This window comes from Sinorhizobium sp. 8-89 (assembly GCF_030124325.1).
Classification (GTDB): Bacteria; Pseudomonadota; Alphaproteobacteria; order Rhizobiales; family Rhizobiaceae; genus Sinorhizobium.
The window spans coordinates 49,150-74,560 of the sequence record NZ_JASKLR010000018.1 but is presented as its reverse complement, the minus strand read 5'-3'; the positions used below and the strand labels follow the sequence as shown (position 1 = coordinate 74,560).

At 61.7% G+C, this 25,411-nt stretch carries 23 protein-coding genes, 1 tRNA gene and 1 riboswitch; of the genes, 11 read left to right on the top strand and 13 right to left on the bottom strand.

Annotated elements, in window-relative coordinates:
- Positions 1 to 77: 77 nt before the first annotated feature.
- Entirely contained in the window at positions 78 to 1,076 is a 999-nt protein-coding gene (locus QN219_RS25310) for an Hsp33 family molecular chaperone (protein WP_284002858.1), read from the top strand.
- A gap of 21 nt (positions 1,077 to 1,097) precedes the next feature.
- On the opposite strand, the gene apaG is transcribed toward QN219_RS25310, so the two are convergent.
- The gene (gene apaG, locus QN219_RS25305; RefSeq protein WP_284002856.1) at positions 1,098 to 1,490 is read right to left on the bottom strand and encodes a Co2+/Mg2+ efflux protein ApaG; all 393 of its coding nucleotides are present in this window, start codon (positions 1,488 to 1,490) and stop codon (positions 1,098 to 1,100) included.
- 109 nt (positions 1,491 to 1,599) lie between these two features.
- On the opposite strand from apaG, the gene QN219_RS25300 reads away from it, so the two are divergent.
- Entirely contained in the window at positions 1,600 to 2,214 is a 615-nt protein-coding gene (locus QN219_RS25300; protein WP_284002854.1) for a CDP-alcohol phosphatidyltransferase family protein, read from the top strand.
- A gap of 105 nt (positions 2,215 to 2,319) precedes the next feature.
- On the opposite strand, the gene QN219_RS25295 is transcribed toward QN219_RS25300, so the two are convergent.
- The gene (locus QN219_RS25295; protein ID WP_284002852.1) at positions 2,320 to 3,504 is read right to left on the bottom strand and encodes an O-succinylhomoserine sulfhydrylase; all 1,185 of its coding nucleotides are present in this window, start codon (positions 3,502 to 3,504) and stop codon (positions 2,320 to 2,322) included.
- Positions 3,505 to 3,547: 43 nt separating this feature from the next.
- Positions 3,548 to 3,626, bottom strand: a riboswitch (SAM riboswitch).
- Between the two features lie 74 nt (positions 3,627 to 3,700).
- On the opposite strand from QN219_RS25295, the gene QN219_RS25290 reads away from it, so the two are divergent.
- From QN219_RS25290 to QN219_RS25280, 3 genes are all read left to right on the top strand, one after another.
- Positions 3,701 to 4,798: a 2'-deoxycytidine 5'-triphosphate deaminase gene (locus QN219_RS25290; protein WP_284002851.1), complete on the top strand. Its 1,098-nt coding sequence runs from the start codon at positions 3,701 to 3,703 to the stop codon at positions 4,796 to 4,798.
- 128 nt (positions 4,799 to 4,926) lie between these two features.
- A tRNA-Gly gene (locus tag QN219_RS25285) sits at positions 4,927 to 5,001 on the top strand.
- Positions 5,002 to 5,164: 163 nt separating this feature from the next.
- Complete coding sequence (locus QN219_RS25280) at positions 5,165 to 6,016, top strand: transporter substrate-binding domain-containing protein (RefSeq protein WP_284002849.1); 852 nt, start codon at positions 5,165 to 5,167, stop codon at positions 6,014 to 6,016.
- A gap of 17 nt (positions 6,017 to 6,033) precedes the next feature.
- Here the strand turns inward: QN219_RS25280 and QN219_RS25275 are convergent, their stop codons facing one another.
- The 5 genes from QN219_RS25275 to QN219_RS25255 all read right to left on the bottom strand — a co-directional run bounded on the left by QN219_RS25275 (position 6,034) and on the right by QN219_RS25255 (position 9,651).
- Complete coding sequence (locus QN219_RS25275; RefSeq protein WP_284002847.1) at positions 6,034 to 6,852, bottom strand: sterol desaturase family protein; 819 nt, start codon at positions 6,850 to 6,852, stop codon at positions 6,034 to 6,036.
- 129 nt (positions 6,853 to 6,981) lie between these two features.
- A complete protein-coding gene (locus QN219_RS25270; RefSeq protein ID WP_284002846.1) occupies positions 6,982 to 7,392 on the bottom strand; it encodes a tellurite resistance TerB family protein in 411 nt (136 codons plus the stop codon).
- A 148-nt stretch (positions 7,393 to 7,540) separates the two neighbouring features.
- Entirely contained in the window at positions 7,541 to 8,347 is an 807-nt protein-coding gene (locus tag QN219_RS25265) for a thermonuclease family protein (protein ID WP_284002844.1), read from the bottom strand.
- A gap of 13 nt (positions 8,348 to 8,360) precedes the next feature.
- The gene (locus QN219_RS25260) at positions 8,361 to 9,023 is read right to left on the bottom strand and encodes a helix-turn-helix transcriptional regulator (protein ID WP_284002843.1); all 663 of its coding nucleotides are present in this window, start codon (positions 9,021 to 9,023) and stop codon (positions 8,361 to 8,363) included.
- Positions 9,024 to 9,135: 112 nt separating this feature from the next.
- On the bottom strand, positions 9,136 to 9,651 hold the full coding sequence (locus QN219_RS25255) for a helix-turn-helix domain-containing protein (protein ID WP_284002841.1): 516 nt from the start codon (positions 9,649 to 9,651) through the stop codon (positions 9,136 to 9,138).
- 284 nt (positions 9,652 to 9,935) lie between these two features.
- Here QN219_RS25255 and QN219_RS25250 point away from each other — a divergent pair, with 284 nt between their 5' ends.
- Positions 9,936 to 10,409 (top strand): SRPBCC family protein, encoded by a 474-nt coding sequence (locus QN219_RS25250; RefSeq protein ID WP_284002839.1) that lies wholly within the window; start codon positions 9,936 to 9,938, stop codon positions 10,407 to 10,409.
- Positions 10,410 to 10,433: 24 nt separating this feature from the next.
- Here QN219_RS25250 and QN219_RS25245 read toward each other — a convergent pair whose 3' ends face one another.
- From QN219_RS25245 to QN219_RS25225, 5 genes are all read right to left on the bottom strand, one after another.
- Positions 10,434 to 11,015, bottom strand: coding sequence for a threonine transporter RhtB (locus QN219_RS25245; protein WP_284002838.1), 582 nt, complete (start codon positions 11,013 to 11,015; stop codon positions 10,434 to 10,436).
- A 132-nt stretch (positions 11,016 to 11,147) separates the two neighbouring features.
- The gene (locus QN219_RS25240) at positions 11,148 to 11,444 is read right to left on the bottom strand and encodes a DUF6958 family protein (RefSeq protein WP_284002837.1); all 297 of its coding nucleotides are present in this window, start codon (positions 11,442 to 11,444) and stop codon (positions 11,148 to 11,150) included.
- A gap of 198 nt (positions 11,445 to 11,642) precedes the next feature.
- Positions 11,643 to 13,856 carry a 3-hydroxyacyl-CoA dehydrogenase NAD-binding domain-containing protein gene (locus QN219_RS25235; protein ID WP_284002836.1) on the bottom strand — a complete coding sequence of 738 codons (2,214 nt, stop codon included), beginning with the start codon at positions 13,854 to 13,856 and terminating at the stop codon, positions 11,643 to 11,645.
- Between the two features lie 21 nt (positions 13,857 to 13,877).
- Positions 13,878 to 15,086, bottom strand: a complete 1,209-nt coding sequence (locus tag QN219_RS25230) for an acetyl-CoA C-acetyltransferase (RefSeq protein WP_284002835.1) — start codon at positions 15,084 to 15,086, stop codon at positions 13,878 to 13,880.
- Between the two features lie 111 nt (positions 15,087 to 15,197).
- The gene (locus QN219_RS25225) at positions 15,198 to 16,994 is read right to left on the bottom strand and encodes an acyl-CoA dehydrogenase C-terminal domain-containing protein (protein ID WP_284002834.1); all 1,797 of its coding nucleotides are present in this window, start codon (positions 16,992 to 16,994) and stop codon (positions 15,198 to 15,200) included.
- Between the two features lie 430 nt (positions 16,995 to 17,424).
- Here QN219_RS25225 and QN219_RS25220 point away from each other — a divergent pair, with 430 nt between their 5' ends.
- From QN219_RS25220 to QN219_RS25200, 5 genes are all read left to right on the top strand, one after another.
- The gene (locus QN219_RS25220; RefSeq protein WP_284002832.1) at positions 17,425 to 21,099 is read left to right on the top strand and encodes a peptidoglycan-binding protein; all 3,675 of its coding nucleotides are present in this window, start codon (positions 17,425 to 17,427) and stop codon (positions 21,097 to 21,099) included.
- Between the two features lie 522 nt (positions 21,100 to 21,621).
- Positions 21,622 to 22,548, top strand: coding sequence for a sulfite exporter TauE/SafE family protein (locus QN219_RS25215; RefSeq protein WP_173510992.1), 927 nt, complete (start codon positions 21,622 to 21,624; stop codon positions 22,546 to 22,548).
- Entirely contained in the window at positions 22,548 to 23,351 is an 804-nt protein-coding gene (locus QN219_RS25210; RefSeq protein ID WP_269278539.1) for a TIGR02186 family protein, read from the top strand. Before QN219_RS25215 ends, QN219_RS25210 begins: the two co-directional genes overlap by 1 nt.
- Positions 23,352 to 23,577: 226 nt before the next feature.
- A complete protein-coding gene (locus QN219_RS25205; protein WP_284002831.1) occupies positions 23,578 to 23,814 on the top strand; it encodes an Lrp/AsnC ligand binding domain-containing protein in 237 nt (78 codons plus the stop codon).
- 161 nt (positions 23,815 to 23,975) lie between these two features.
- The gene (locus QN219_RS25200) at positions 23,976 to 24,533 is read left to right on the top strand and encodes a dihydrofolate reductase family protein (RefSeq protein ID WP_284002829.1); all 558 of its coding nucleotides are present in this window, start codon (positions 23,976 to 23,978) and stop codon (positions 24,531 to 24,533) included.
- A gap of 142 nt (positions 24,534 to 24,675) precedes the next feature.
- On the opposite strand, the gene pdeM is transcribed toward QN219_RS25200, so the two are convergent.
- Positions 24,676 to 25,401, bottom strand: a complete 726-nt coding sequence (gene pdeM, locus QN219_RS25195; protein ID WP_284002827.1) for a ligase-associated DNA damage response endonuclease PdeM — start codon at positions 25,399 to 25,401, stop codon at positions 24,676 to 24,678.
- Positions 25,402 to 25,411: the final 10 nt, after the last annotated feature.

The following is a 25,411-nucleotide window of genomic DNA, read 5'->3' as shown; positions in this document are numbered from 1 at the left end:
TCAAACGAAATAACGGGCAGACTGCGCCGGGGTATCGATGTCCCCACGCACCTCGCCCGCGATGCAAGGAGCAAGATATGACAGAAACAGCGCGGGGGCTTGGCGAATTCGATTTTGCCGGCGACGACCATGTCGTGCCCTTCCACGTCGAGGGGCTCGACGTGCGCGGCCGCGCCGTGCAGCTCGGCCCTATGCTCGATGCCATCCTGGAGCGGCACAATTATCCGCTGCCCGTGGCGCGGCTGGTCGCAGAGACCGTGGTGCTGACGGTACTGCTCGGCACGTCGCTGAAGTTCGAGGGCAAGCTGATCGTTCAGACTCAGGGCGACGGTCCGGTCGATCTCGTCGTGGCGGATTTTTCGACGCCGGACCGGGTCCGGGCCTACGCCCGTTACAGCCAGGAGGCTCTGGCTGCCGCGGAGGAGGGGGGGCGTACGCAGCCCCACGAACTCCTTGGCAGGGGCGTTCTTGCCTTCACCATCGACCAAGGCGCCGACATGCAGCGCTACCAGGGTATTGTCGAACTCGACGGTGCAACGCTCGAGGAAATCGCCGGTGTCTATTTCCGCCAGTCGGAGCAGATCCCGACCAAGGTGCGCCTTGGTGTCGCCGAGCTTCTCGATCGCGACGAAAACGGCAAGCCGCGGCACCGCTGGCGCGCCGGCGGCATGGTTGCCCAGTTCCTGCCGGACGCTCCCGAACGCATGCGCCAGCCGGACCTTCCGGGCGGTGACGGCGACGAGGGGGAGGAGATGTTCCACCTCGTTGAGGAAGATGATCTCTGGTCGGAGGCGAAGGTGATGGTCGAGACGATCGACACTGACGAGCTGACCGACCCGACCGTCGGAACGGAAAGGCTGCTCTATCGGCTGTTCCACGAACGCGGGGTCCGTGTCTATCAGCCGCAAGCGGTCTATGATCGCTGCAGCTGCTCGCGCGAGAAGATCCGCGGGGTGTTGTCGGGGCTCGACAGCGATGACATCGAAAGCAGCATCGAAGACGGCGTGATCAAGGTGACGTGCGAGTTCTGCTCCACCACCTATCGTTTCGAGGCGAGCGAGGTGCGTCCCCAGTGATGAGCTATCGGGGCCGCACTCTCAGTTGAGGGTGCGCACAAGCCCGGGCGAATCGAGCGAGAAGGCGGGGATCGCCACATTGAATGTCTCCCCGCCTTCGGCCTCCATGCTGTAATGGCCGAACATGACGCCGGAGGGGGTATCCAGTGGGCAACCGGAGGAATATTCGTAAGTGTCGCCGGGGTTGAGCAGAGGCTGCTCCCCGATCACGCCGGGGCCGCTCACTTCGTCCACCTGGCCGTTCTCGTCGGTAATGTGCCAGTAACGGGTCATCAGGCGAACCGAGATATCGGAGTGGTTCGATATCACGATGCGGTAACCCCAGACATAGCGGCTATCGTCCGGATCCGACTGTTCTTCCAGATAATACGGTTCAACCGTGACCTCGATGTCGCGAGTCAGGGCACGATACATGTGCACACCCTATGCCAAATCTATTCGGGTATTTTACTGCAATATGGTTTCGGCAAGAATAACAGCAAGATTGCACAAGTCCCATTCAAATTAGACGGAGCCGAAATCCATGCTGGACGGTGCGGTGCGCAGGCGGCTTGATCCACTCCTTGACGGACTGGGCGTCGCTCTCGTGAAGCGGGGCGTAAATGCCGACGCTATCACCATTTTCGGCCTCGGCCTCGGACTGCTGGCCGCCGGCCTCATCGGACACGGGTTCTATCTCGCCGGCGCCGTCATGATCCTGCTCAGCAGGTTGTGCGACGGTCTCGACGGGGCGATCGCACGCGCCAGCCGCAGCACGGATTTCGGCGGTTTTCTCGATATCGTCCTCGACTTTGCATTCTACGGCGCGATACCGCTCGCCTTCATCGTTGCGGATCCGGTTGCAAACGGCCTTGCTGGCGCGTTTCTGCTTTTCTCTTTTTATGTCAACGGTTCGACGTTTCTCGCCTATGCCACCATCGCCGAGAAGCGAGCAATGACGACCAGCGTGCGCGGGACAAAGTCGCTCTATTTCACGACAGGGCTCGCCGAAGCGACCGAAACCATTATCGTCTTCCTGGCCTTCTGCCTGTTTCCCGGCTGGTTCCCGCTGCTCGCATCCTTATTCGCGATCGTCTGTCTTTACACGGCGGTGTCGCGCATCGTTCTTGCCCGCCTCAGTTTCCCCGAGCCGCGATAAAAACCGCCCGTGCGTGCGCGCGCGGTTTCGGAGCAATTTCAGGAAGCGCGTATAGCGGTTTTCCGTCCGGAATTGCGTCGTTTCAAAGAGTTGGATGCGGTTTGATCAGGCCTTCACACCTTTCAAAGCACGGGCGAAATCCTCGATGAGATCCTCGCTATCCTCGATGCCGGCGGAGAAGCGCACGGTGCCGGCGGAGATGCCGAGTTCGGCGCGTGCCTCGTCCGTCAGGTTCTTGTGCGTGGTCGTCGCCGGGTGGGTGATCAGGCTCTTGGAATCGCCGAGATTGTTGGAAATGCGGGTGATTTCCAACGCGTTCTGGAGAGCGAAGGCCGCCTCCTTGCCGCCCTTGAGTTCGAAGGCGACCAGCGTCGAGCCGCCGCTCATCTGCTTGGCGATGATGTCCGCCTGCGGATGGTCCTTGCGGCCGGGATAGATGACGCGCTCGACTTGCGGCTGTTCCGCCAGAAAATCGGCAAGTCGGCGGGCGCTCTCGGTCTGCTGCTTCACGCGCAGAGGAAGCGTCTCGACGCCCTTGAGCAGGGTCCAGGCATTGAACGGTGACATCGCAGGGCCGGTATGGCGGAAATAGTCGTGCAGGTTCTCGTCGATCCATTCCTTGCTGGAAAGCACGACGCCGCCGAGGCAACGGCCCTGGCCGTCAATGTGTTTGGTGGCGGAGTAGACGACCACATGGGCGCCGACTTCCAGCGGCTTCTGGAAGAGGGGCGTGGCGAACACGTTGTCGACAACAAGCTTGGCGCCGATTTGATCGGCAAGCTTCGCGACGCCGGCGATGTCGATCACTTCGAGCGTCGGGTTGGTCGGGCTTTCGAGGAAGAAGACCTTGGTGTTCGGGCGAACCGCCTTCTCCCAGTTTACGAGATCGCGACCATCCACCAGCGTGCATTCGACGCCGTATTTGGGGGCGAGCGTTTCCACGACCCACCGGCAGGAACCGAACAATGCGCGTGCAGCCACGATATGGTCGCCGGCCTTTACCTGGCAGAGGATCGCCGCGGAGACAGCTGCCATGCCCGACGCGGTGGCACGGGCGTCTTCGGCCCCTTCGAGCATGCACATGCGCTTCTCGAACATGTCATTGGTCGGACTGCCGTAGCGCGCATATATGAAGCCGTCGGTCTCGCCCTTGAAACGGGCTTCCGCCGCTTCGGAGGTTTCGTAGACGAAACCCTGTGTCAGAAAGATCGCTTCGGAAGTCTCGCCGTACTGCGAGCGGAGGGTCCCACCGTGAACGAGTTGGGTTGCCGGGCGCCAGGTCTTGCTCATGCGACAATCACTTTCAAAACAAAAAAACCGGCCGCGAAACGGGCCGGTTTGACACCCGGCCTTTTTAGCTACTTGTTTAACGTGGCTGCAAGCCGACCGGCCAAATCACCACGGGATAAAGCTCCAATACTGCCTGGGCGTGCTTGCGTCAATTCCCGGAGTTTGGTTTTGTCTGGCAACTGGAATGAGGATCGGAATGGCTCGCGAGACAGGAATTTTGGCCGACCGCGCAATTGCCGCGCTGTTCGCCACGAGACGCTTGAAAAGCGAGAGGCCGCTGGATGAAGACCAGATCCAGCCGGCGAGCCTCGACCTGCGTCTCGGCGCCAAGGCGTTTCGCGTCAGGGCGAGCTTCATGCCCGGTCCCGCCCATCTCGTTGCCGACAAGCTGGACCGGCTGAAACTGCACGTCATCGACCTCAGCGAGGGCGCGGTGCTCGAAACCGGCTGCGTCTATATCGTGCCGCTGATGGAGAGCCTTGCACTGCCGGAGAGCATGTCGGCCTCCGCCAATCCGAAGAGCTCGACCGGTCGCCTCGATATCTTCACCCGCGTCATCACCGACAGGGCGCAGGAATTCGACAAGATCCCGGCGGGCTACAGCGGACCGCTCTACCTGGAAATCAGCCCGCGCACCTTTCCGATCGTCGTCAGGCGCGGTTCACGGCTGTCGCAGATCCGTTTCCGCATCGGCCAGGCCATGCTCTCCGAACAGGAGCTTCTGGCGCTGCATGAAAGCGACGTGCTGGTTGCCAGCGAGCGGCCCAATGTCACCGGCGGCGGCATCGCGCTGTCGATCGATCTCAAGGGCACCGGACCGGACGGCCTGATCGGCTATCGCGGCAAGCACCACACCTCGGTGGTCGATGTCGACAAGAAGGCCGAGCACCCGGTCTTCGACTTCTGGGAGCCGCTTTACAGCCGAGGCCGTGACGACCTGATCCTCGATCCGGACGAATTCTATATTCTCGTCTCTCGCGAAGCGGTTCACGTTCCGCCGCTCTACGCAGCCGAGATGACGCCCTTCGATCCGCTCGTCGGCGAATTCCGCGTTCACTATGCCGGCTTCTTCGATCCGGGCTTCGGCCACGCTTCCGCCGGCGGCAGCGGCAGCCGGGCGGTGCTCGAGGTGCGCAGCCACGAAGTGCCGTTCATTCTCGAGCACGGGCAGATCGTCGGCCGCCTCGTCTACGAGCACATGATGGAGCGGCCGGAAGGTCTCTATGGCCTCGACCTCGGCTCGAACTATCAGGCGCAGGGCCTGAAGCTTTCCAAGCATTTCCGCGCCGAGTAAGCCTGCGGCATGTTCCTTGAACAGGGCCCGATTGGAAGAAAAACATGCGGCAATGCGCGTCTGATGACAGGCGCGGCGCTGTAAGTGCTTGACAGATCGCGGCCGTTGATGAAATTTCCGCTTCTGTTGCGGGTGTAGTTCAGTGGTAGAACGCCAGCTTCCCAAGCTTGATGTCGTCGGTTCGATCCCGATCACCCGCTCCACTTTTTCCTGTGGTCTTCCGACAATACTGATCGAACCGCCTTCGTCGCGCCTGCCCGTCTCGTGGAGGTTCCTGTAGCCAGCCGGGCAACATCTCGATAATCTTTCGAAAAACCAAACCGAATCCGCGTGTTCCCGGGCCGCGGCGCCAAGAATCGGATCGCAATGACGCGTGCTCTGAGTCTACGAATTTGCGTTACATTGGCGCTTTGCGCCCTGCTCGTCGCCAAACCGGTGCTTGCGCAACCACGGGATCTACCGCTGCTTTTCGACGCCCGCGAACGTATCGCCCGGCCGGATCTCACCGGGCTTGCACGGCTTCGTTTTCTGACAACGGTCGATTTCCCGCCGTTCAACTTCATTGACCAATCGGGAAAGCTTTCCGGTTTCCACGTCGACCTCGCGCGCGAAATCTGCCGGGAACTGCTGATCGAAGACAAGTGCCAGATCCAGGCCGTGACCTACGCTGAGCTCATCCCGGCGCTTGAGCAGGGCCAGGGCGAGGCCGTCGCGGCGGGCATTGCGGTTCGCCCGGAGTTGCGCCAGCGTTTCGCTTTCTCCAGGGCCTTCATGCAGTTACCGGCCCGTTTTGCCGTCAACACGAAGGCCGAAGAGCCTGTGGCAAGTGCGGTCGAGCTTGAAGGCAAGCCCGTCGGCGTCGTGTCCGGTACAACGCACGAGGCGATGCTCAAGACCTTCTTTCCGAAAATCGAACCCAAGACCTTTCCTGACCGGAACGCCATGCTCTCCGCGTTGCAACAAGGCGGGGTTGCAGCGGTCTTTTCCGACGGCATGCAACTCTCGTTCTGGATTTCGAGCAGCGTTGCCGGCGGATGCTGCGCCTTGCTCGACGGCGCCTATTTCTCGCAGCACTTCCTGGGAGAAGGATTGACGATCATGAACCGCAAGGCCGAGCCGGCCTTGACGCAGGCGATCGATCACGCGCTTTTGGCGCTGTCGCGCAACGGCAGGCTCGAAGAGATTTATCTGCGCTATTTCCCGAATGGCATCTACTGAGCAGAGCCGTATCCGTCTCAGCCTAAATCACGCCGGAACGGCAGCATGAGCGACCAGACGAGCTTGGTCGGCTCCTTGCGTCCGTAGGCCTTGAGGCCGGTCTCGATCGCATCGTCGCCGCTCGCGGGTTGTGCGACATAGGTCGAGAACAGCCGGTCCCAGATGGAAAAATTGAAGCCGTAGTTCGAATCCGTTTCAATTCTCTCGACGGAGTGATGGATGCGATGCATATCGGGAGTGACGATGAAGCGCCGCAATATGCTGTCGGCCCGCTGGGGCAGGCGTAGATTGGCATGGTTGAACATGGCACCGGCGTTGAGGACGATTTCGAACAGCAGCACGGATAGCGCTGGCGCGCCGAGCGCGATGATCACCGCAGCCTTCCAGGCCATCGAGAGAAGAATTTCCAATGGATGGAAGCGGAGCGCCGTCGTCAGGTCGACGCCCGGATCGGCATGGTGGACCCGATGGATGCGCCAAAGGATCGGCAGCTTGTGCGACGCGACGTGCTCCAGCCAGACAGCAAAATCCAGCATGACGAAGGCGATGAGGCCGGCAAGCAGAGGCGGGACGCCGAGCGCGGGCAGCGCTCCGTATCCGCGTGCGTCAGCCCATAGCGCAACCCCTGTGGCCGCAGCCGGAAAGGCAACACGCAGCAGCAGCGAGGAGAGAAGAAGGATCGAGAGGTTCGTCGCCCAACGGCGGGCCTTCAACGCCTTCATGAGTTCCGGTCGCTCAAGACGCGGATGAGAAAGTTCGAAAAGCGCGAGCAGGGTGAAGGCGGCGCCGAAGGCGACCAGCCGCCAGAGGGGTTCCGCAATACCGAAAAACAGCATCTGTCAGGACCTCATCAACGAGGCTGCGCTCCAGTTGAGCGACCGTCGGGCAGCTTTCCACGCGCATTCTTGTGTCTCAGCTTACGAGAATCGAGGACGCAAGACACGCTGGCATCCCGCGGGCGGCGGTTACTTCCGGAAGCGCGCGATGGCGGCGCGTTCGATCGCGGCGCAGGTCAGCTTGTCGAGGCCCAGCCGGTCGCGCAGCAATTGCAACAGCCGGATTTCCTCGTTGCGAATGCGCTGATCGGCGGCGGCAAGCTCGACGGCGAGCGCATAGGCCGTGTCATAAAAACGTTGCGGCAAGGCTTCGCGGATCATTTCGAGAATGACGTCAAGGCCCTCCGGCGCGGAAAGCTGGTTCGCGCATTCGCGACCGATCTCGATCAGTCGATGCTCGTCGAAGCCGTCGAAGGCAGGCAAAAACTGGACGAGCCTGCCGATCCCGGCGAACTCATCGTCGGCCATGTTCCTGTCGACGGCGGACATCATCACCATGACATAGATGAAGGCTTCGTGCTGGCTGAGGCTTGGCGGCATTGTTCTCCGGACTCCTGTAACCGAGTGCAGTCAGAGCAATTCCAGGTGGGCAACGGTTTTCCGTTCGGAATTGCGTAGTTTCAAAGAGTTAGATCGATTTCGCTGTTTCAAAGAAACAGTAAGGTGATCTAGGAATTTCGGGTTGGGCTTACAAGTCCGGTGCTGCGTCGTCCTCGGTCATGCCCGCCGTCGGGTCATCAATGACGAGCGGCGCACGGCCGAGATCGCGCGGGTCATCGCCGTAAAAGCCGCGCTTGGCGCTTCGAGCGGCTTCTGCCCTGGCTTCGAGGGCGGTGCCGGGCAACGGCGTCGCCCAGCCGTTGCTGACCAGCCATTCCGCCGGGTTTTCGGTTCCGATCTTGCAAGCCGCAGTAACGGTTCCCTCGGAACTGTTGTCGGGTTGATCGCAGACGAGGGCGCGCGCTCTCAGGAAGTTGCGAAAGGCGGTGCGTGCGACTATGCCGCAGGGCCAGCTTCGGCCGTTGCCCGCGCAGGTCTTCTCGGCGCTTTCCGGCTCGATATCCTTGAGTTGCACGGTCGTGTCGCCCGAGCGGATCAGCCCGGCTGCAAGCGCGACGGGACGCTGGAAGACCACCGTGGTCGCTGCCGGCTTCTCTTTCGGTTCCGAGAGCTGCGGCCTCGGTGCAATGCGCTCGAGCGGCTGCGCGATACCGTCTTCCGGCAAGGCGAAAAGCTGCGGCTCGATTTTGCGTACCGGGAGTCGGTCGACCTTTCCGGTTCTGGCTTTCTGCTCGGGCAATGCCGCACTTATTTCGACGGGAACATCTTCCGGCGAATCCGGCGCTTCGACTGCCGCCACATCCGGCGTTTCGAGGGGAAAGTCCGCTACGGCACTTTCGTGGCTGCGGATCGCGGCAGCACCGCCCCAAAGGATGCCGGCGTAGAGCAGGAGGGCGGCAAGCCCGCCGGCGAAGGTGAACAACTGCTGCCGCATCAGGAAGAATATCCTATTGGCTGGCCCAGATGATCCGGGCGATCCACTCCACGTCTGACATTTCGAAATTACGGTTCGGGTGGTCCGGGTTGAGCGACAGGAGCTCGATGCCGCGCGGCGTCTGCCGAGACAGTACCTTCGCCATCACCTCGCCCTCGCAGGTCTTGACGACGACGCGATCGCCGCGGCGCACCTGCGCGGCCGGATCGACGATCAGGACATCGCCGTCGCGATAGAGCGGCAGCATGCTGTCGCCTTGGATCTCCAGCGCGTAGATACCGGAGCGGCGGCCAAGCGCGGTGGGAAATTCGACAACATCCCATCCGTGGCCGACCGGAAAGCCGCCGTCATCGAAAAAACCCCCGGCGCCGGCCTGGGCGAAACCGATAAGCGGGATATCCGCTGCCGGATGCCCCCGTTCGTCCGCCGACGCACTGCTTCCCGCTACAGGGCGCATGAGGGCCATGAACTGGTCGAGGGATGAGCCGGTTGCTTCCAGGATTTTCGAGATCGATTCCGTCGAGGGCCACCGGTCCCGACCGTCGGCAGATTGGCGCTTCGACTTGTTGAAGGACGTGGGATCGAGCCCCGCACGGCGCGCTAGGCCGGACGGCGACAGCCGATGACGCTCGGCCAGCGCGTCAATGGCGCGCCAGATGCTGTCGTGTGAAAGCATTCGATCCACTCCGGAAGGGCGAGGGACCGCCATTCCTTCTGCCTCCTCTACATTAGCGAAGCAGGCAATGGCCGTAAAGAATGCGAAGGAAAATAGTCCTTTTCGGCAGAAGTCAGGCGAGCTCACGCTCGGTTGTGTTCCTGGCCACGACCTGCTCATAGGCCGCCTGCAGCGTCTGTCGCACTGTCGGTCCGTTCGGAACCGGAGGTGAGGCGCCGAGATGTTCGACCCGCAGTTCATCCATGAACCGCTCCCAGAGTTCCGGGCCGCCTTCCTCCATCAGCTGGGCGCGGATGCTTAACTCCTCGCTGACCGGCAGGTAACGCCGGCCCCAGGCCCCGAGATGCGCCATGATCGGCACCAGTGCGATCGTCATCTCGGTCAGGCTGTAGATCGCCTTCTGCTTGTGGCTGGGGTCGTCGCTCTTCGTCAGCATGCCCATTTCCACCAGTGTCTTCAGCCGATCGGCGAGAATGTTGGAGGAAATGCCCTCCTGCGAGCGCAAGAGTTCTCGGAAATGCCGTTTGCCGCCGAAAATCATGTCGCGGATGATCAGCAGGCTCCATTTGTCACCGAAGACTTCGAGCGAGAGATTGATTGGGCAAGCCGAGCGATGGTCGTCTGTCATGCTGGTCCCTGTGGTTCACGTTGATCTTGTGACTGACCCAAGATCATGAACGCGAACGATTCTGGCAAGTTGAGATGCGAGATGCTGGCGGAAATCGCTTGCATATTTGCACATCCGGCTAAACTGCTTGCATTATCGCACCAGTGAGGCTAATGTGCAACTGCTTTCAGTTTGATAGCAGTTGGCATCGAATGACATAGTCGCCAAGCCATGGACAAAGACGTTAGTCCCGAAGGATTCCTGGTGGAGGAGCGCCGGGGTACGATCACGGAAAGGAGAAGACCATGACCAGCCCATCCGCAGAGCATGCAAGCTTCACCATAGAACGCGTCTTCAAGGCATCGCCCGAGCAGGTCTTTCGCGCCTTTGCCGATCCTGCGGCGCATGACCGATGGTTCGTCAAAGCGGACAATTGGCCGGTGGCGGAATACCGGCACGATTTCCACGTCGGCGGGCGTGAAAGCGGCCGTTTCAGCCAGGACGGCAAAACGTTCTATTTCAACGAGACCGTCTATCTCGACATCGTCGAGAACAGGCGGATTGTCTCGGCCTACACTATGGCGAAGGATGACCGGCGGATTTCCGCCTCCATCGCCACCGTCGATATCCTGCCCGAAGGCAAGGGCACCCGCTTCATTTTCACCGAACAGGCGGCCTTTCTCGACGGGCTGGACAAGGTCGAATATCGCCGGGAAGGCTGGGAGCAGTTGATCGGCTTTCTCGCCGCAGAACTCGGTGAGACGGGCGATGCAGCCTGAGCCTGAGGAACGCGGCTTGCGCCATCAGGCCATGGACGCAAGCGCGCTGCTCGCCATACCGAACGAGAAGATCATCAGGCAGACAGCCGCCACGCGGCGCGGCAGTCCTGCCGCCGCCGGCGTCTTCGATAGCCGCGCAAGCGTGGCGCCGGCGAGAATCCACGCCGAACCGGCGAGAACGACCAGCAGCGAGAATCCGGCTAACCAAGGCATCATCGCGCCAAGCCCCACCTGCGGCATCATTACCAGAGCAACGATCAGGGCTTTCGGGTTCAGCAGCGTGGTCACGAACACCTGCCTGAACGAGATCGGCTGGTCGTCCGATTGAAGTCCACGGGCTGTCCAGAGCGTGTGAGCCATGAACAGGATCCAACCGGCAGCGGCCAGTTTCACGGCGAGGCTTATTTGCGGATGCGCAGCAAGCAGCGGCGCAGCGAAGCCGGCGACCGGGATGATGACGCAGAGATAGCCGCTGAGCTCCGCAAGGAGCAGCCGCGTAGAGGGCCGCACGCCCGAGACTGCGCCGGAAAGGCAAAGCAGCGTGTTTGTCGGCCCCGGCGTCGCGAGCAGGAGCAGAATGCCGAGCGTGAATTGAAGTGGCTGCATGAAGTCCGTTCTGGCTTGTCTGGATATTGCTGTCTTTTAGCCGGAAGACAAGCCGAGCGGCTTGATCATGATCAAAGCCGGCGAATTGATCTCTGCACGTCCACGGTTCTGATCACGGCTCGGAAACCTTCGTCAGATCTTGTGCAGCCGCATCGGACTCGTCTTTTCCCGCGCGATCACACCCTTCGCCTCAAGGTCGAGTTGCACGGTCTTCGACCACCAGCTTACCCCTTTGCCACGTGGAAATTTCTCCTCCAATAGATGCGCGAAAATACGCTCGCGGATTTCAGCAAGCGTGAGGCCGGGCACTTCGGCCGGAACGACGGCCAGCAGGGCGGTCTTCATTGCCGCGTATTTCTCGGCGTCGACCGAATTGGTCTTGCCGGGGCGGATGATGTTCTCAACGATGATCCTGTTTGGTTTGGCCATGGGAGCTCCTCCTGTCATGACCAGAGGACGATCTGGCCAAGCACGAGCCGACAGAACATTGTGGGTCAGCCGTTTGCCAAGATTGATTGCCTCCATTCCGAGGGTCACTGATAAAGAGGCCAGCGCATCTCGCAAAAAAAGGGCCGCACCCGACGGGCCGGCCCTTGAATGCTGCCATGAACGTAACAGGCGAGCGATTTACGCCGCCTTCTGCGCCTCCCCGTAAGGATCGAAGCGTCCGTAGAAGGTCTCGCCCTTTTCCGCCATCTCCTTGAGCAGCGGCGTCGGCTTGAAGTGGTCGCCGTAATTCTTGGCGAGCTTCTCGCAGAGATTGACGAAAGCCTTCGCACCCATGCCGTCGATGTAGGAGAGCGTGCCTCCGGTATAGGGCGCGAAGCCGAAGCCGAGGATCGAGCCGACATCGGCTTCGCGCGGGTCGGTGACGATGCCTTCCTCGATGGTGCAGGCGGCTTCCAGCGCGATGGTCGCCAGGAAGCGCTGCTTCAGCACCTCGACGTCGATCCTGTCGGCGTCCTGCTGCGGATAGAGCGTCTTCAGTTCCGGCCACAGGTACTTCTTGGCGGGCTTCGCCGGATACTCGTAGAAACCCTTGCCGTTCTTGCGGCCGCGGCGATCGAGCTCATCGACCATTTTGTTGATCAGCTCCATGTGGCGCGGATCGACGGCCTTTTCACCGAGATCGGCGACGGTCGCCTTCAGGATCTTCTGGCTGAGATCGATCGCCACCTCGTCGTTGAGCGACAGCGGACCGACCGGCATGCCCGCCATCTTGGCAGCGTTTTCGATCATCGCCGGCGGCACGCCCTCGATCAGCATATCGTAGGCTTCATGGATATAGCGGAAGACGCAGCGGTTGACGTAGAAGCCGCGGGTGTCGTTGACGACGATTGGTGTCTTCCTGATCGCGGCGACATAATCGAGTGCCGTGGCGAGTGCCCTGTCACCGGTTTCCTTGCCGAGGATCACCTCCGTCAGCATCATCTTCTCGACGGGTGAGAAGAAGTGGATGCCGATGAACTGGTCCGGCCGCTTCGAATTCTTGGCAAGGCCGGTGATCGGCAGCGTCGAGGTGTTGGAAGCGAAGATGGCGTCCGGCGCGATCACCGCTTCCACGTTCTCGATCACGTCCTTCTTGACCTGCCGGTCCTCGAAAACCGCCTCGACGACGAGGCCGGCGTCCTTGAGGTCGCCATAGTCGGCCGACGGCGTGATGCGGGCAAGCAGCGCCTCGCCTTCTTCCTTGGTCAGCCGGCCCTTGCCAATAGAATCCTTCACCAGCCCTTCGGAATGCGCCTTGCCTTTTTCGGCCGATTCCATGTCGCGGTCGATGAGGGTTACGGGGATGCCGGCGGCAGCGGTGACATAGGCGATCGAAGCACCCATAAAGCCGGCGCCGACGACGCCGACCTTTTTGAATTCGGACTTCGGCACGCCGGCGGGGCGACGCGCGCCCTTGCCGAGCTCCTGCATCGAGATGAACAGCGACCGGATCATCGAGAAGGCTTCGGTCGTCTGCAGGATCTCGGTGAAGTAGCGCTGCTCGATCTTCAAGGCCGTGTCGAAGGGCACCTGCAGGCCTTCATAGACGCATTTCAGGATGGCGATGGCACCCGGATAGTTGCCATAGGTCTCGCGGCGAAGAATGCCCGAGGCGGCGGGCCAGAGCTGGGCCGAAGCCGGCGTCCAGATGCCGCCGCCCGGCACCTTGAAGCCCTTTTCGTCCCAGGGCTGTATCGGCTTCAGGCCGTTCCTGATCATCGCCTTGGCGGCGTCGATCAGCTTGTCCGGATCGACCACCTCATGCACGAGCCCCATCGCCTTGGCACGCGCCGCCGTCAACGACGAGCCGGTCGTCATCATCTGCAGCGCGTCCTGCGCATTGGTGAGGCGCGGCACGCGCTGGGTGCCGCCGGCGCCGGGGAATATGCCGACCTTGACTTCGGGCAGCGCGATCTTGACCGCTTTCGAATTGGAGGCGACACGGCCGTGGCAGGCGAGCGAGAGCTCGAAGGCGCCGCCCATGCAGGTGCCGTTGATCGCCGAGACCCAGGGCTTGCCCGAGGTCTCGAGCTTGCGGAAAAGTCCGGTCATGCGACCGACCAGGTCGAATAGCTTCTGGGCGGCGTTGGCCGGGTCCTTTTTCTTTTCCTCCGCCTGGAAGGTGAACATCGACTTGATCATCGAAAGATCGGCGCCGCCGGAGAAGGACGACTTGCCCGAGGTGAAGACGACGCCCTTGACGGCCGCGTCGGCGGTCGTCTGGTCGACGATCGCGTTCAGTTCCTCCATGACCTCCTGGGTGAAGACGTTCATAGACTTCTCGGGCATGTCCCAGGTAACGAGCGCGATGCCATCGGCATCGGTTTCGATCTTGAAATTCGTGTAAGACATTTTCTCTCTCCCAGGACCGGATCAGACGCGTTCGATGATGGTGGCAGTGCCCATGCCGGCGCCGATGCAGAGCGTGACGAGCGCGGTGTTGAGATCGCGGCGCTCCAGTTCATCGAGCACTGTGCCGAGGATCATCGCGCCGGTGGCGCCTAGCGGATGGCCCATCGCGATCGCCCCGCCATTGACGTTGATCTGGTCGTGCGGAATGTCGAAGGCCTGCATATAGCGGAGCACCACGGCGGCAAAGGCTTCGTTGAGCTCAAAGAGATCGATGTCAGAAAGCTTCATGTCGGCGCGCTTCAGGAGCTTTTCGGTCACATCAACCGGACCGGTCAGCATCAGCGCCGGGTCGGAGCCGATATTGGCGAAGGCGCGGATGCGCGCGCGAGGCTTCAGGCCCATGGATTCGCCGCCGGCCTTGGAGCCGAGGAGAACGGCGGCCGCGCCGTCGACGATGCCGGACGAATTGCCGGCGTGGTGGACATAGTTGATCTTTTCGATCTCCGGATGCGCCTGGATGGCGACGGCTTCGAAGCCGCCCATCTCGCCGGGCATCTGGAAGGACGGATTGAGCGAGGCGAGCGCCTGCATGTCGGTGGCGGGCCGCATGTGCTCGTCACGGTCGAGAATGGTGAGCCCGTTCTGATCCTTGACCGGCACGACCGAGTTCTTGAAGTAGCCCTTTTCCCAGGCATTGGCTGCACGCTTCTGGCTTTCGACCGCATAGGCATCGACGTCGTCACGCGAAAAGCCGTATTTCGTGGCGATCAGATCGGCCGAGACGCCCTGCGGCATGAAATAGGCCGGCAGGTTGACGGAGGGGTCCATGAACCAGGAGCCGCCCGACATGCCGAGGCCGACGCGCGACATGGATTCGACGCCGCCGGCGATCACGATATCGTCCGCGCCCTGGGCAATTTTGGCCGCACCGAAATTGACGGCATCAAGCCCGGAGGCGCAGAAGCGGGAGATCTGCATGCCGGGCGCCCGCGTCGAGTAGCCGGCCTCGAAGGCGGCGGCCTTGGGGATCACCGAGCCGGCATCCATCACCGGATCGACGCACCCCATGACGATGTCGTCGACGGTCGACGTGTCTAGCCCGCTGCGGTCGCGGACCGCCTCGAGCACCTTGGCGGCGAGCCGGACGGACGGCACTTCGTGCAGCGATCCGTCCTTCTTGCCACGCCCGCGCGGCGTGCGCACGTGGTCGTAAACGAAGACTTTCGTCATGTCTCATCTCCCTTTTGCCGGCGCCTCGTCGGGCCGCGCATCATCAATTGAAACGGAGCGCGGGCGGAAAGCCGCTCCGCAGGCCGTTCCTCGTCCAGTTCCACTCTGAAATCAGAACGCGGCGGCGTCCAGCGCCATCAGCGTGTCGGCGCCGGTTTCAATGCGCGCCTTGCGCAGGGCCGTCTCCGGCAGGATGCGCTCCATGAAGAACTTGGCGGTGATCAGCTTGTTCTTCAGGTAGTCCGCCTGTGCGGTTTCGCCAGCGGCAAGCTTCTCCTCAGCCGTTTTGGCCATCCTCGCCCACATGTAACCGAGCACGACGAGGCCGAAGAGGTGCATGTAATCGGTCGAGCCGGCACCCGCATTGTCGGGCTTCGCCATGGCGTTCTGCATGAACCACATGGTCGCCGCCTGCAGGTCGTTCAGACCTTTCTTCAGCGCTTTGGTATAGCCCGACAGCTTCTCGTCGTCGCGGTTCTCCTCGCAGAAGTCGCCGATCTCCTTGAAGAGCGCCATGACCGCGCGGCCGCCGTTCATCGCCAGCTTCCGGCCGACGAGGTCGAGCGCTTGGATGCCGTTGGCCCCCTCGTAGATCATCGCGATGCGGGCATCGCGTACGTACTGGCTCATGCCGTGCTCTTCGATATAGCCGTGACCACCGAAGACCTGCTGCGCCATAACCGCATGGTCGAAGCCCTTGTCGGTCATGACGCCCTTGAGGATCGGCGTCATCAGACCAAGAATGTCGTCTGCCGCCTGGCGCTCCTCTTCGCTGTCGGAGCGGTGGGCGATGTCGGATTTCAGCGCCGTCCAGAGCGTGAAGGCGCGGCCGGCCTCGTTGAAGGCCTTGATTGTCATCAACGTGCGGCGCACATCCGGATGGACGATGATCGGATCGGCCTTCTTGTCCGGTGCCTTCGGGCCGGAAAGCGAACGGCCCTGGATGCGCTCGCGAGCGTAGTTCGCGGCATTCTGGTAGGCGATTTCCGCGATCGAAAGCCCCTGCATGCCGACGGCAAGGCGGGCCTCGTTCATCATCACGAACATGGCGCTGAGGCCCTTGTTCTCCGCGCCGATCAGGTAGCCGGTCGCCTCGTCATAGTTCATCACGCAGGTCGAATTGCCGTGAATCCCCATCTTGTGTTCGATCGCGCCGCAGGAAACGCCGTTGCGCTCGCCGGGTTCTCCGCTGTCGTCCAGCTTGTACTTCGGCACGATGAAGAGCGAGATGCCCTTGACGCCTTCCGGGGCTCCCTCGATGCGGGCCAGTACCAGATGGATGATGTTCTCAGCCATGTCGTGTTCGCCGGCGGAAATGAAGATCTTCTGGCCGGAGATCCTGTAGGAGCCGTCGCCGTTCGGGACGGCCTTGGTGCGCAAGAGGCCGAGGTCGGTGCCGCAATGCGGCTCCGTCAGATTCATCGTGCCGGTCCAGGTGCCGTCGACCATCTTCGGCAGATAGGTCCGCTTTTGCTCCTCGGAGCCGTGCACGAGGATGGCGGCGATCGCCCCCTGCGTCAGGCCCGGATACATCATCAGCGACATGTTCGCGGCGGACATGAATTCGCCGACGGCTGTGTGCAGCGTATAGGGCAGGCCCTGGCCGCCAAATTCTTCCGGCGCCGCAAGGCCGAGCCAGCCGCCTTCTCGATAGAGACCGAAGGCCTGCTTGAAACCCTTCGGCACCGTGACCGAGCCGTCGTCATGGCGCTTGCAGCCTTCCTGGTCGCCGGAAAGATTGATCGGAAAGAGAACCTCTTCCGCGAGCTTCGCGGCCTCGCCGACGATCGCCGCCACGGTGTCCGGGCTCGTATCCGCAAAGCCCGGCAGGTTGTGGTAGCGCTCGATGCCGAGCACGTCGTTGAGGATAAACAGGGTGTCGTCGACCGGAGCCTTGTAGATGGGCATTCTTTCCTCGCCTTTATTCCCTTCGGGCTTGCGCCGGGTTGCCGCCGCCCGATTCCCACTGCTTTAGAGCGTACACCGCTGGCTGCGGCCACGCATCTTCGACAGGATGCTACAAAACTTTGACGTTTGCGTAAACGTCAAAAATCGACGCGTATAAAAGTTTTGCGGCTCGCTCGAGTGAATGGAAAATCCGTGGAGCAACCCCAGCGCGGCGGCCGCGATCCTGACAAATCGTTAAAAAACACAGGTCGATTAACGGCTTATTTACCACGTTTAATGAATTGTGGGCGGTGAGATGGTCAAAGCTGCAACGGGTCCGGTCCTCGCGTTGTTGTTGCTTTGATCGCATCGATCATGCCGCAGGCCCGGAAAGCCTGGCTCTTTTCGCTCGCGGCTTTCGATGGTGGTCAACGACAGGGGCGAAGAGACAATGAACGGATCGCGATCCAATCCTCAGCGCACGGGCAGCCCGTCCTATGGCGACAGGCCGTCGCTTGATGCCCTGAACCGTACCATCGAGGGGCTGGAGGCGCGCATTGAAGGCTTGATGAGCGGGGCGGGACGCGAGCCGCCGCATCGCCAAACCGAGCGCGCGGCAACCACCAGCGACGCCGTCTCCGAAATTCTGCAGCGCCAGCGCGCATTGAGCGCAGGCCGCGAGCGGCCCTCGCTGCGCGAACGCATCGCCGCGCGGGAGGCTGACCGGTTTGCTCCCGGCCGCGTCCAGGAAGATGCCCTGCCGCACGTCGCACCGACGCGGCCCGCGTCGGCTGCGGCCGACATAGCCGAAGCTCTGGTAGGACTGAGGCAGGAGTTGAAGCGCGACATAAGCGATGGACTCGGTCGTGAGTTGAACGCCCTCCGATCGGAAATTCGAGGCATCAAGACCGAGGCACAGGATCATCGCTTCGCCGAGGACATCCGGGCAGATCTGCAGCGGCTGGCAGACAGCATTCATCAGCTCGGCCTACAGGCATCTCCCGCTCAGGCGGACGCACTGCGCGTCGAGTTCGACGACCTCAGGGCGATGATCGACGGCCTGGCACGGGACGACGGCATGCGCCGTCTGGAAAGCCGCTGGAACAGTGTCGAGGACCGCCTGAACGCATTCGACCAGAACCGCGATGACGAACTGGTGGCGCTCGCCTACAGGCTCGATGAAATCAAGTCGCAGATCGGCGCCCTGAACAAAGGGTCGGCCATCGAGGTATTGGAAGACAAGCTCGTCGCGGTCGCCCAAGCGATCGAGATGCTCGGGCGCCAGATGCAGCCGGACGACAGGCGCCTCGTCTCGCAGTTTGCCGATCTTGATGCACGGCTCGACGAAATCAGCCGGGCGATTGCGGTCAACAGCCGCAGCGCCGCAGGGCTCGACAGCCCCTTCGTCGACCGTCTCGAAAGCCGGTTCGGCGAGCTCTCGCGTCAGATCGACGACATCGTCCATCCGGCCGATGTCGGCCTTGGCGCGCGGCTCGAGGCACTGACGGTGCGCGTCGAAGAACTGGCGGGCGAGAAGGCCGCTGCGCGGCTCGAGGAGCGCCTCGATGAACTCTCGATGCTGCTCGAACGCAGCCAGAAGACCGCACAGCCTGAACTGACCGGCTATCTCACCGATATTTCGCGGAAGATCGAGGCCCTGGACCAGGGCAGCGTCAACGACGCCTTGGCGGAGCGTCTCGACTATCTCGCCCGCCGGATCGACGATTTGGGCATGCAGGCTGATCGGCCAGCGACAGACTCGCGCTTCGAGCGTCTGGAAGACCGCCTCGCCGGCATTGCGCAGCGCCTGGAAGAGACGCATGCCGCCCCCTTCGACGACCGCGATGCGCTGCGAAACCTCGAGGCCCAGATCGCAAATCTTTCGACCCTGGTCAGCCATCCGCGCACCGAAGCCGGTGCGATTCCAGCGGATTTCGAAGACCGCATGAACGCGCTCGAAGACTATCTGGCAACCAGCGACGAGTACATCATCGAAGCAGCGCGGCAGGCGGCAGAAGCCGTCATGGAAGCCTATGCCAAGAACGGCTCGGCCCAAATGCATGCCAGCGGCGACATGGCCGCAATCTCGGCGCTTGCCGAGGATCTGAGGACGCTCGAGGACCTCAGCCGTTCGAGCGACGAACGTACGGCGCGGACTTTCGAAGCCCTGCATGAAACGCTCGTTCACATTGCCGAGAAGTTGGAGCGGCTCGAAGAACGCGCGCCCGTCGCCGCCGCCATGCGGTCGGAAGCAGCAATGGCGAAGGCTGCGCAACCGGAATTCAGTGATCCCTTCGGAAATGCCGATCTCGATGACCGCGACGGCGATCTTCAGCGGAAAGTTAGCGTGCTGCAGGCGGAAGACGCGGCGGCCGCGCCTGCATCTGCCACAGCCGGTGATCTGGTGGTTGCCGAGGCGGTTTCGACAGTCCAAAGCGGCGAAACGCGAGACCCGGCGCCAGCCGCCAGGACGGGATTGCTTGCCGGATTGACCCGTCGCTTCAGTGCGAAACGAACCGCGCCGTTGCCTGAACGGGTGCGGCAGGTCGTTGAGCCCGCCCCGTCGATCGACCCGTCTGAAATGCTCGCCCCGGAAGACGCCAATCAATTGCTCGAGCCCGGTTCCGGCGTGCCTGACGTCAAGAAGATCCTCGAGCGCGTTCGCGCAGGTCAGATGAGCCGCGGCGGTCAGCAAGCCTTCGAGGGCGACAAGGCCGATTTCATCGCTGCGGCGCGTCGCGCAGCGCAATTGGCAGTCGAGGAAGCCGATACGCTGAACGGCGCGAAGAATGGCAACGGCCCCTCCGGCGCTGGCGCCTTCGCCCGTCATCGCCGTCCGATCCTGATGGCGGTCGGCGCGGTGCTCCTCGCGATCATGTCCTATCCGCTCGTCAGCACTGTGCTCAAGGGCAAGGACATGCCCGATATCCAGCCGGCAGCGGTGATCGAGCAGAAGGCGGTTTCCGAGGCGGTCGAACTGAAGGCCGCCGACGACCGCCTTGAGGAAACGGCTCCCTCCGCTATTGCCGAGGCGTCGCAGGCAGAACCGAAGGCACCGGAAGCGTCACCCGAGGCGGTTAGGGTGCCTGCCATGGCAGAGTCCGCTCCGGCGGAAGAACCCAAGGCTGAGCCTGAGGCTGTAATTGCCGCCAGCGGCCAGGCGCCTTTGCTGCAACCGGCACCGGCACAGTCGGGCGCTGCCTCGACGTTTCAGGTTCCTGCCGCGACTGCCAGAGCGGGAACGTTCGAGCCGGTCACCAAGCCGGGCGACATAATTCTTCCGGACGGCTTTGGCCCCGCCGCTCTCGTAACGGCCGCCAAAGGCGGCGACCCCCATGCCTTCTACGAGATCGGCGCACGCCTCACCGAAGGGCGCGGCGTCAAGGAAGATCTCGCGGAAGCCGTCAAATGGTATCAGCGCGCGGCTGACGCCGGTGTGATTCCGGCCGAATACCGGCTTGCCAGTCTTTACGAGAAGGGGTCGGGCGTCCTGCGTGACGCGGTCAAGGCGAAGACGCTTTATCTCAAGGCGGCCGCCGCCGGCAATGCCAGCGCGATCCACAACCTTGCGGTGATGCTCGCCAGCGGCCGCGACGGGGCACCGGATTTCGCCGAAGCTGCCAAATGGTTCGAGAAGGCGGCAAGCCTCGGCGTTCGCGACAGCCAGTTCAATCTCGCGGTGCTTTATGCTCGCGGCAACGGCGTCAAGCAGGACCTGGAAGAGTCCTATAAGTGGTTCGCGATCGCGGCTCGCGACGGCGACAAGGACGCTGGCGAAAAGCGCGACGAGATCGCCAAGGCGATGAAGCCCGAGCAACTGACCAGCGCCAAGGCCAGGGCCGACGCATGGAAGGCGCAGCCGGTCGATGCCAAGGCGAACACCGTGGATATCCCCGACGCATGGGTCGGTCCGCCGACCAAGACGGCCACGGTCGATATGACCAAGGCCGTGCGCAATATCCAGGCCATTCTCAACAACAACGGCTTCGATGCCGGCAAACCGGATGGGCACTTGGGCAACAAAACGATTGCCGCCATCAAGGCCTTTCAGAAATCCGTTGGCCAGGAACCGACCGGAGAGATCACCGACGAACTCGTCAAGGAATTGTTGAAGCGGAATTCCTAGAGCAACTCCGGGAAAGCAGTTGGGTCAAATTTACTGGCCCAACGAAACAATGAAATGATCTCGGGCGTCACTTGAAGGACGCTCCGCTTTCAGCCGCCCATACCGCCGCAATAAAGCCGCAGATCGGCGCGACAGGGGTTCGGAGGCTGCGGCCATGTGCCTGAAAAGGTTGACAGCTCCGGCCTGGTGACGCATGAGGAAAATTCCGCTGTTTCTCGTTGTCGAGGGGCGGTCCGCCATACATCACCTGCTCGTGGTGAATCACTTGCCACCTTGAAGCGTCGCGCCGCGCATCTCTCCGGATATGCGCAGGGAAGCGAATAAATTCTACAGCGCCGCGCGTCCGATCGGACGCGCTAACGTCGCTGTAGCACTTTGAAATGCTGCATAATTCCTTAGGTCGATGCCGATGTAAGGAATTACGCAGCGGGCATTGCACAATTCCTAAATCGATTCCGGTTAGGACTTGTGGAGTTGCAATTCCGCCCGCCTCGCGGGCCTTTGTCGTATCGAGGTTCGGCCGTGACGGTCTATCTGCCCATTGCAGAGTTGTCGGTGAACATACTCATCATTCTCGGCATGGGCGCGGCCGTCGGTTTTCTGTCCGGTATGTTCGGCGTTGGCGGCGGTTTTCTGATCACGCCGCTCTTGATCTTCTACAATATTCCGCCTGTCGTGGCGGTGGCGACGGGAGCAAACCAGGTGGTCGCCTCGTCGATCTCCGGCGCCATCACGCATTTCCGTCGTGGCACGATCGATATCAAGCTCGGTACGGTGTTGCTCTGCGGTGGCCTTGTCGGCGCGACACTGGGTGTCTGGCTGTTCTCGCTGCTGCGCCGAGTGGGGCAGCTCGATCTCGTTATTTCGCTGCTTTACGTCGTTCTGCTTGGTTCGGTCGGCGGACTGATGCTCTGGGAGAGCATCGGCGCCATGCGCAAGGCGGCGAAAAACCAGTCGACGCCGCTCCGCCGGCCCGGGCAGCACAACTGGATCCACGGCCTGCCGCTCAAGATGCGGTTCAAGAAGTCGAAGATCTATCTGAGCGTCATCCCGGTTGCCACGCTCGGCTTCTGCATCGGCATCCTGACCTCGGTCATGGGCGTCGGCGGTGGTTTCATCATGGTGCCGGCGATGATCTATCTCTTGCGCATTCCGACGAGCGTCGTCGTCGGCACCTCGCTTTTCCAGATCGTCTTTGTCTCCGCCTATACCGTGATCGTCCAGGCGTCGACCAACTATACCGTCGATATCGTGCTCGCCTTCGTGCTGATGATCGCGGGCGTCATCGGGGCGCAATATGGCGTTCGCGTTGGCCAGCGGCTGCGCGGCGAGCAGTTGCGGGCGCTGCTCGCTCTTCTCGTTCTGGCCGTCGGTATCCGACTGGCGATCGAACTCATCATTCCGCCGAAGGACATCTATTCGGTTGTTTCAGCAGGGTTCGGCTTCTGATGTTCGATCTCGCGCGCATAGGTTTCGTTTCCCTGGTCCTTGCCCTGGCTGCACCGGCCGCTGCGCAGCTTCAGGATGAGGACGCCTCGGATTTCACCGAGAAGCTCGAGATCGGCATCTCGACGGACGAGATCTCCATCACCTCAGACTTCCGCGGGGCGGACCTGACGATCTTCGGCGCCATCGACGGATTCGACGGGAATCTCCTTGCCCAGGGCAAGTACAACATCATCGTCACCCTCGAAGGACCGAAGGAAAACGCAACGGTGCGCAAGAAGCAGCGCGTCTTCGGCATCTGGGTGAATACCAGTTCGATGACCTTCGAGCTGGTGCCGGAGTCCTATTCGCTGTCGAGCACGCGTGACATCGAGACGATCGCGCCGCCCGGCGAGATGGGCAACATGGGCATTGGCGTCGACCACATGCGCCTCGTGCCCTTGGGTTTCGTCGGCGATGGCAGCAATCTCGGCGAGTTCCGCAACGCTTTCCGCCAGATCAGGGAGACGAGCGGTGTCTATCAGCGCGACCCGGGCGGAGTACAGTTCATCAGTTCGAGTCTTTTCAAGGCATCCGTGCGCCTTCCGGCCAACGTGCCGAATGGCGTACATATCGTGCGCGCCTATCTTTTCCGGGACGGCGTCTTCGTTGCCGCGAAGGCGCTGCCGCTGAGGGTCGTCAAAACCGGCCTCGAGCAGGCGATCACCCGCGCGGCGCATGACCAGCCCGTGATCTACGGTCTCGTTGCCGTGCTTCTGGCCGTCATCACGGGTTGGGGAGCGAGCCTGCTCTTCCGCAAGGAATAGCTTTTCTTGTCGACTACAGCGCCGCGCGTCCTATCGGACGCGCAAAGGACGCTGTAGCACTTTGAATTGCGCATGTTCTTATCCTTAATCGGCACGATTGAAGGAAACATGCAGCAGGCCTTCTCACATTCCCTTTTGCGTGGTGGCGGTCTAAGGAAGGAAAGGTATTTTACGACGGAGCGCTCCTTGACGACGGCGCAGCGCTCCGGGAAGCAGAGGAAGTTCCATGAAACCGATTTTTGTCCAGCTGCAATGCGCTCCCGGCAAGACCTATGAGGTGGCCGACGAGATCTACCGCAAGGAGATCGTCTCGGAGATGTATTCGACGAGCGGTGACTACGATTTGCTTCTGAAGATCTACATTCAGGAGGGCGAGGATATCGGCAAGTTCATCAACGACAATATCGCCTCGGTGCAAGGTATTTCCCGCTCGTTGACGACCCTGACCTTCAACGCTTTCTAAGGTCGCTTGCGGCGCGGCTTGTTTCACCTTGGCGGACGCCTCCCTTCTTCGGGAAGGCGGTCTCTGCGCACTTCTCGAATGTACTGGTTGCAATTTGAAAGTGGTTCGCTATGATGAAAACTGCTTCACTTATGCAAGCAGTTTTCATGGAGGATGGAGTCATGGGCAAGGTCATCGTTTGGAATTTGGTCACGCTCGACGGGTACTTCGAAGGCACCAAGAAATGGGACCTCGACTTTCATAACCGTGCCTGGGGGCCGGAACTGGAAGCGCTCAGCCTGGAATTTGGAGCCAAGGCGCAGGCGCTTGTCTTCGGTAGGGTCACCTACGAGGGCATGGCGGCCTACTGGCCGACGGCGGAAGGGGAGGGCCGGGTGAAGACCTATATGAATGCTCTTCCGAAAATCGTTGCCTCGCGCACGATGGAAAAGGCGGATTGGAACAACAGCCGCGTCGTTCGCGACGCCGCCACCGAATTGCGGCGACTGAAGGGCGAGAGCGAGAAGAACCTCTACATCTTCGGGAGCGCCGACCTCGTCGCGTCGCTCCTACCGGAGAACGTCGTCGACGAGATCATGCTTTGTCTCGTTCCCGTGCAGCTCGGTGACGGCACGCCGTTCTTCAAGAAGGCCGAGGACGCGAGGCCGTTCAGTCTGCTGGAAGCACGTCCGCTATCCAACGGCAGCGTCATTTTGCGCTACGCCCCGAAAGCGGCCTGAACCGCCTGCCGACGGCTACTGCATGTATCCTTAAATCGTAGCCGATTTAAGGATACATACATACAGCAATTCAAATTGCTGCAGCGTGCTTTGCGCGTCTGATACGACGCGCGGCGCTGTTGGTGCGGGGCGTTGACCTGCCTCAGCCGATGAGATTGTCGTAACGAACCGAGTAGATGCGATCGCGGCCAAGCATATGAGCAACCAGCTTGCCGCGATCGAAGAGGCCGCTCATCGCCCGGTGGCGCAGGTCGAGGCCGCCGGTCGTAACTCCGAAGGCCGGCATCACGAGGCGCTTTCCATCCGTCGCGAAGCACGCGCGCCGGACCGACTTGTCCCGACGCCTGACCGTGGCCGCCGGATGCAGGTGTCCCGCGATTTCGGCGCTGGCATCGCCTTTCGACGGTTCATGGCGGAAGATGAGACCGGCGTGGTGAAGCTCGTCCATGGAGGCTCCCGGCAGCCCCGAGGTGCCGTCAGGATCGTGATTGCCGTTGATCCAGATCCACTCGCGTCCGCGTGCCATGGTCGCGACCATGTGGCGGAACGTCTCGGGCATTGCTCCCGATCCGACACGGTCGTGGAAATTGTCTCCCAAGCTGATCACGGTATTCGGATTGTGGCGAGCGATGACCGCTTCGAGCACGCGCAGCGTCGCAAGCGTGTCGTAGGGCGGCAGCATCATGCCGCGTCGGGCGAAGGCGGAACCTTTCTCGAGATGAAGATCGGAAACGACGAGCGTTCTGGTTTCCGGCAAATAGAGTCCGCCCAAGGGATCGCAGATGCCCGCGACGCCATTGATCGCCGTGCGCGCCTGCAGGAGTGCCGTCCCTGACGGGGGAGATATCGCATGTACGAGGCGATGCATTCTTTCCGTG

Excerpts from the sequence above, each read along its gene's own strand:
- QN219_RS25310 (WP_284002858.1), top strand. The coding sequence starts at position 78 with ATGACAGAAACAGCGCGGGGGCTTGGCGAATTCGATTTTGCCGGCGAC.
- apaG (WP_284002856.1), bottom strand. The coding sequence starts at position 1,490 with ATGTATCGTGCCCTGACTCGCGACATCGAGGTCACGGTTGAACCGTAT.
- QN219_RS25300 (WP_284002854.1), top strand. The coding sequence starts at position 1,600 with ATGCTGGACGGTGCGGTGCGCAGGCGGCTTGATCCACTCCTTGACGGA.
- QN219_RS25295 (WP_284002852.1), bottom strand. The coding sequence starts at position 3,504 with ATGAGCAAGACCTGGCGCCCGGCAACCCAACTCGTTCACGGTGGGACC.
- QN219_RS25290 (WP_284002851.1), top strand. The coding sequence starts at position 3,701 with ATGGCTCGCGAGACAGGAATTTTGGCCGACCGCGCAATTGCCGCGCTG.
- QN219_RS25280 (WP_284002849.1), top strand. The coding sequence starts at position 5,165 with ATGACGCGTGCTCTGAGTCTACGAATTTGCGTTACATTGGCGCTTTGC.
- QN219_RS25275 (WP_284002847.1), bottom strand. The coding sequence starts at position 6,852 with ATGCTGTTTTTCGGTATTGCGGAACCCCTCTGGCGGCTGGTCGCCTTC.
- QN219_RS25270 (WP_284002846.1), bottom strand. The coding sequence starts at position 7,392 with ATGCCGCCAAGCCTCAGCCAGCACGAAGCCTTCATCTATGTCATGGTG.
- QN219_RS25265 (WP_284002844.1), bottom strand. The coding sequence starts at position 8,347 with ATGCGGCAGCAGTTGTTCACCTTCGCCGGCGGGCTTGCCGCCCTCCTG.
- QN219_RS25260 (WP_284002843.1), bottom strand. The coding sequence starts at position 9,023 with ATGCTTTCACACGACAGCATCTGGCGCGCCATTGACGCGCTGGCCGAG.
- QN219_RS25255 (WP_284002841.1), bottom strand. The coding sequence starts at position 9,651 with ATGACAGACGACCATCGCTCGGCTTGCCCAATCAATCTCTCGCTCGAA.
- QN219_RS25250 (WP_284002839.1), top strand. The coding sequence starts at position 9,936 with ATGACCAGCCCATCCGCAGAGCATGCAAGCTTCACCATAGAACGCGTC.
- QN219_RS25245 (WP_284002838.1), bottom strand. The coding sequence starts at position 11,015 with ATGCAGCCACTTCAATTCACGCTCGGCATTCTGCTCCTGCTCGCGACG.
- QN219_RS25240 (WP_284002837.1), bottom strand. The coding sequence starts at position 11,444 with ATGGCCAAACCAAACAGGATCATCGTTGAGAACATCATCCGCCCCGGC.
- QN219_RS25235 (WP_284002836.1), bottom strand. The coding sequence starts at position 13,856 with ATGTCTTACACGAATTTCAAGATCGAAACCGATGCCGATGGCATCGCG.
- QN219_RS25230 (WP_284002835.1), bottom strand. The coding sequence starts at position 15,086 with ATGACGAAAGTCTTCGTTTACGACCACGTGCGCACGCCGCGCGGGCGT.
- QN219_RS25225 (WP_284002834.1), bottom strand. The coding sequence starts at position 16,994 with ATGCCCATCTACAAGGCTCCGGTCGACGACACCCTGTTTATCCTCAAC.
- QN219_RS25220 (WP_284002832.1), top strand. The coding sequence starts at position 17,425 with ATGAACGGATCGCGATCCAATCCTCAGCGCACGGGCAGCCCGTCCTAT.
- QN219_RS25210 (WP_269278539.1), top strand. The coding sequence starts at position 22,548 with ATGTTCGATCTCGCGCGCATAGGTTTCGTTTCCCTGGTCCTTGCCCTG.
- QN219_RS25205 (WP_284002831.1), top strand. The coding sequence starts at position 23,578 with ATGAAACCGATTTTTGTCCAGCTGCAATGCGCTCCCGGCAAGACCTAT.
- QN219_RS25200 (WP_284002829.1), top strand. The coding sequence starts at position 23,976 with ATGGGCAAGGTCATCGTTTGGAATTTGGTCACGCTCGACGGGTACTTC.
- pdeM (WP_284002827.1), bottom strand. The coding sequence starts at position 25,401 with ATGCATCGCCTCGTACATGCGATATCTCCCCCGTCAGGGACGGCACTC.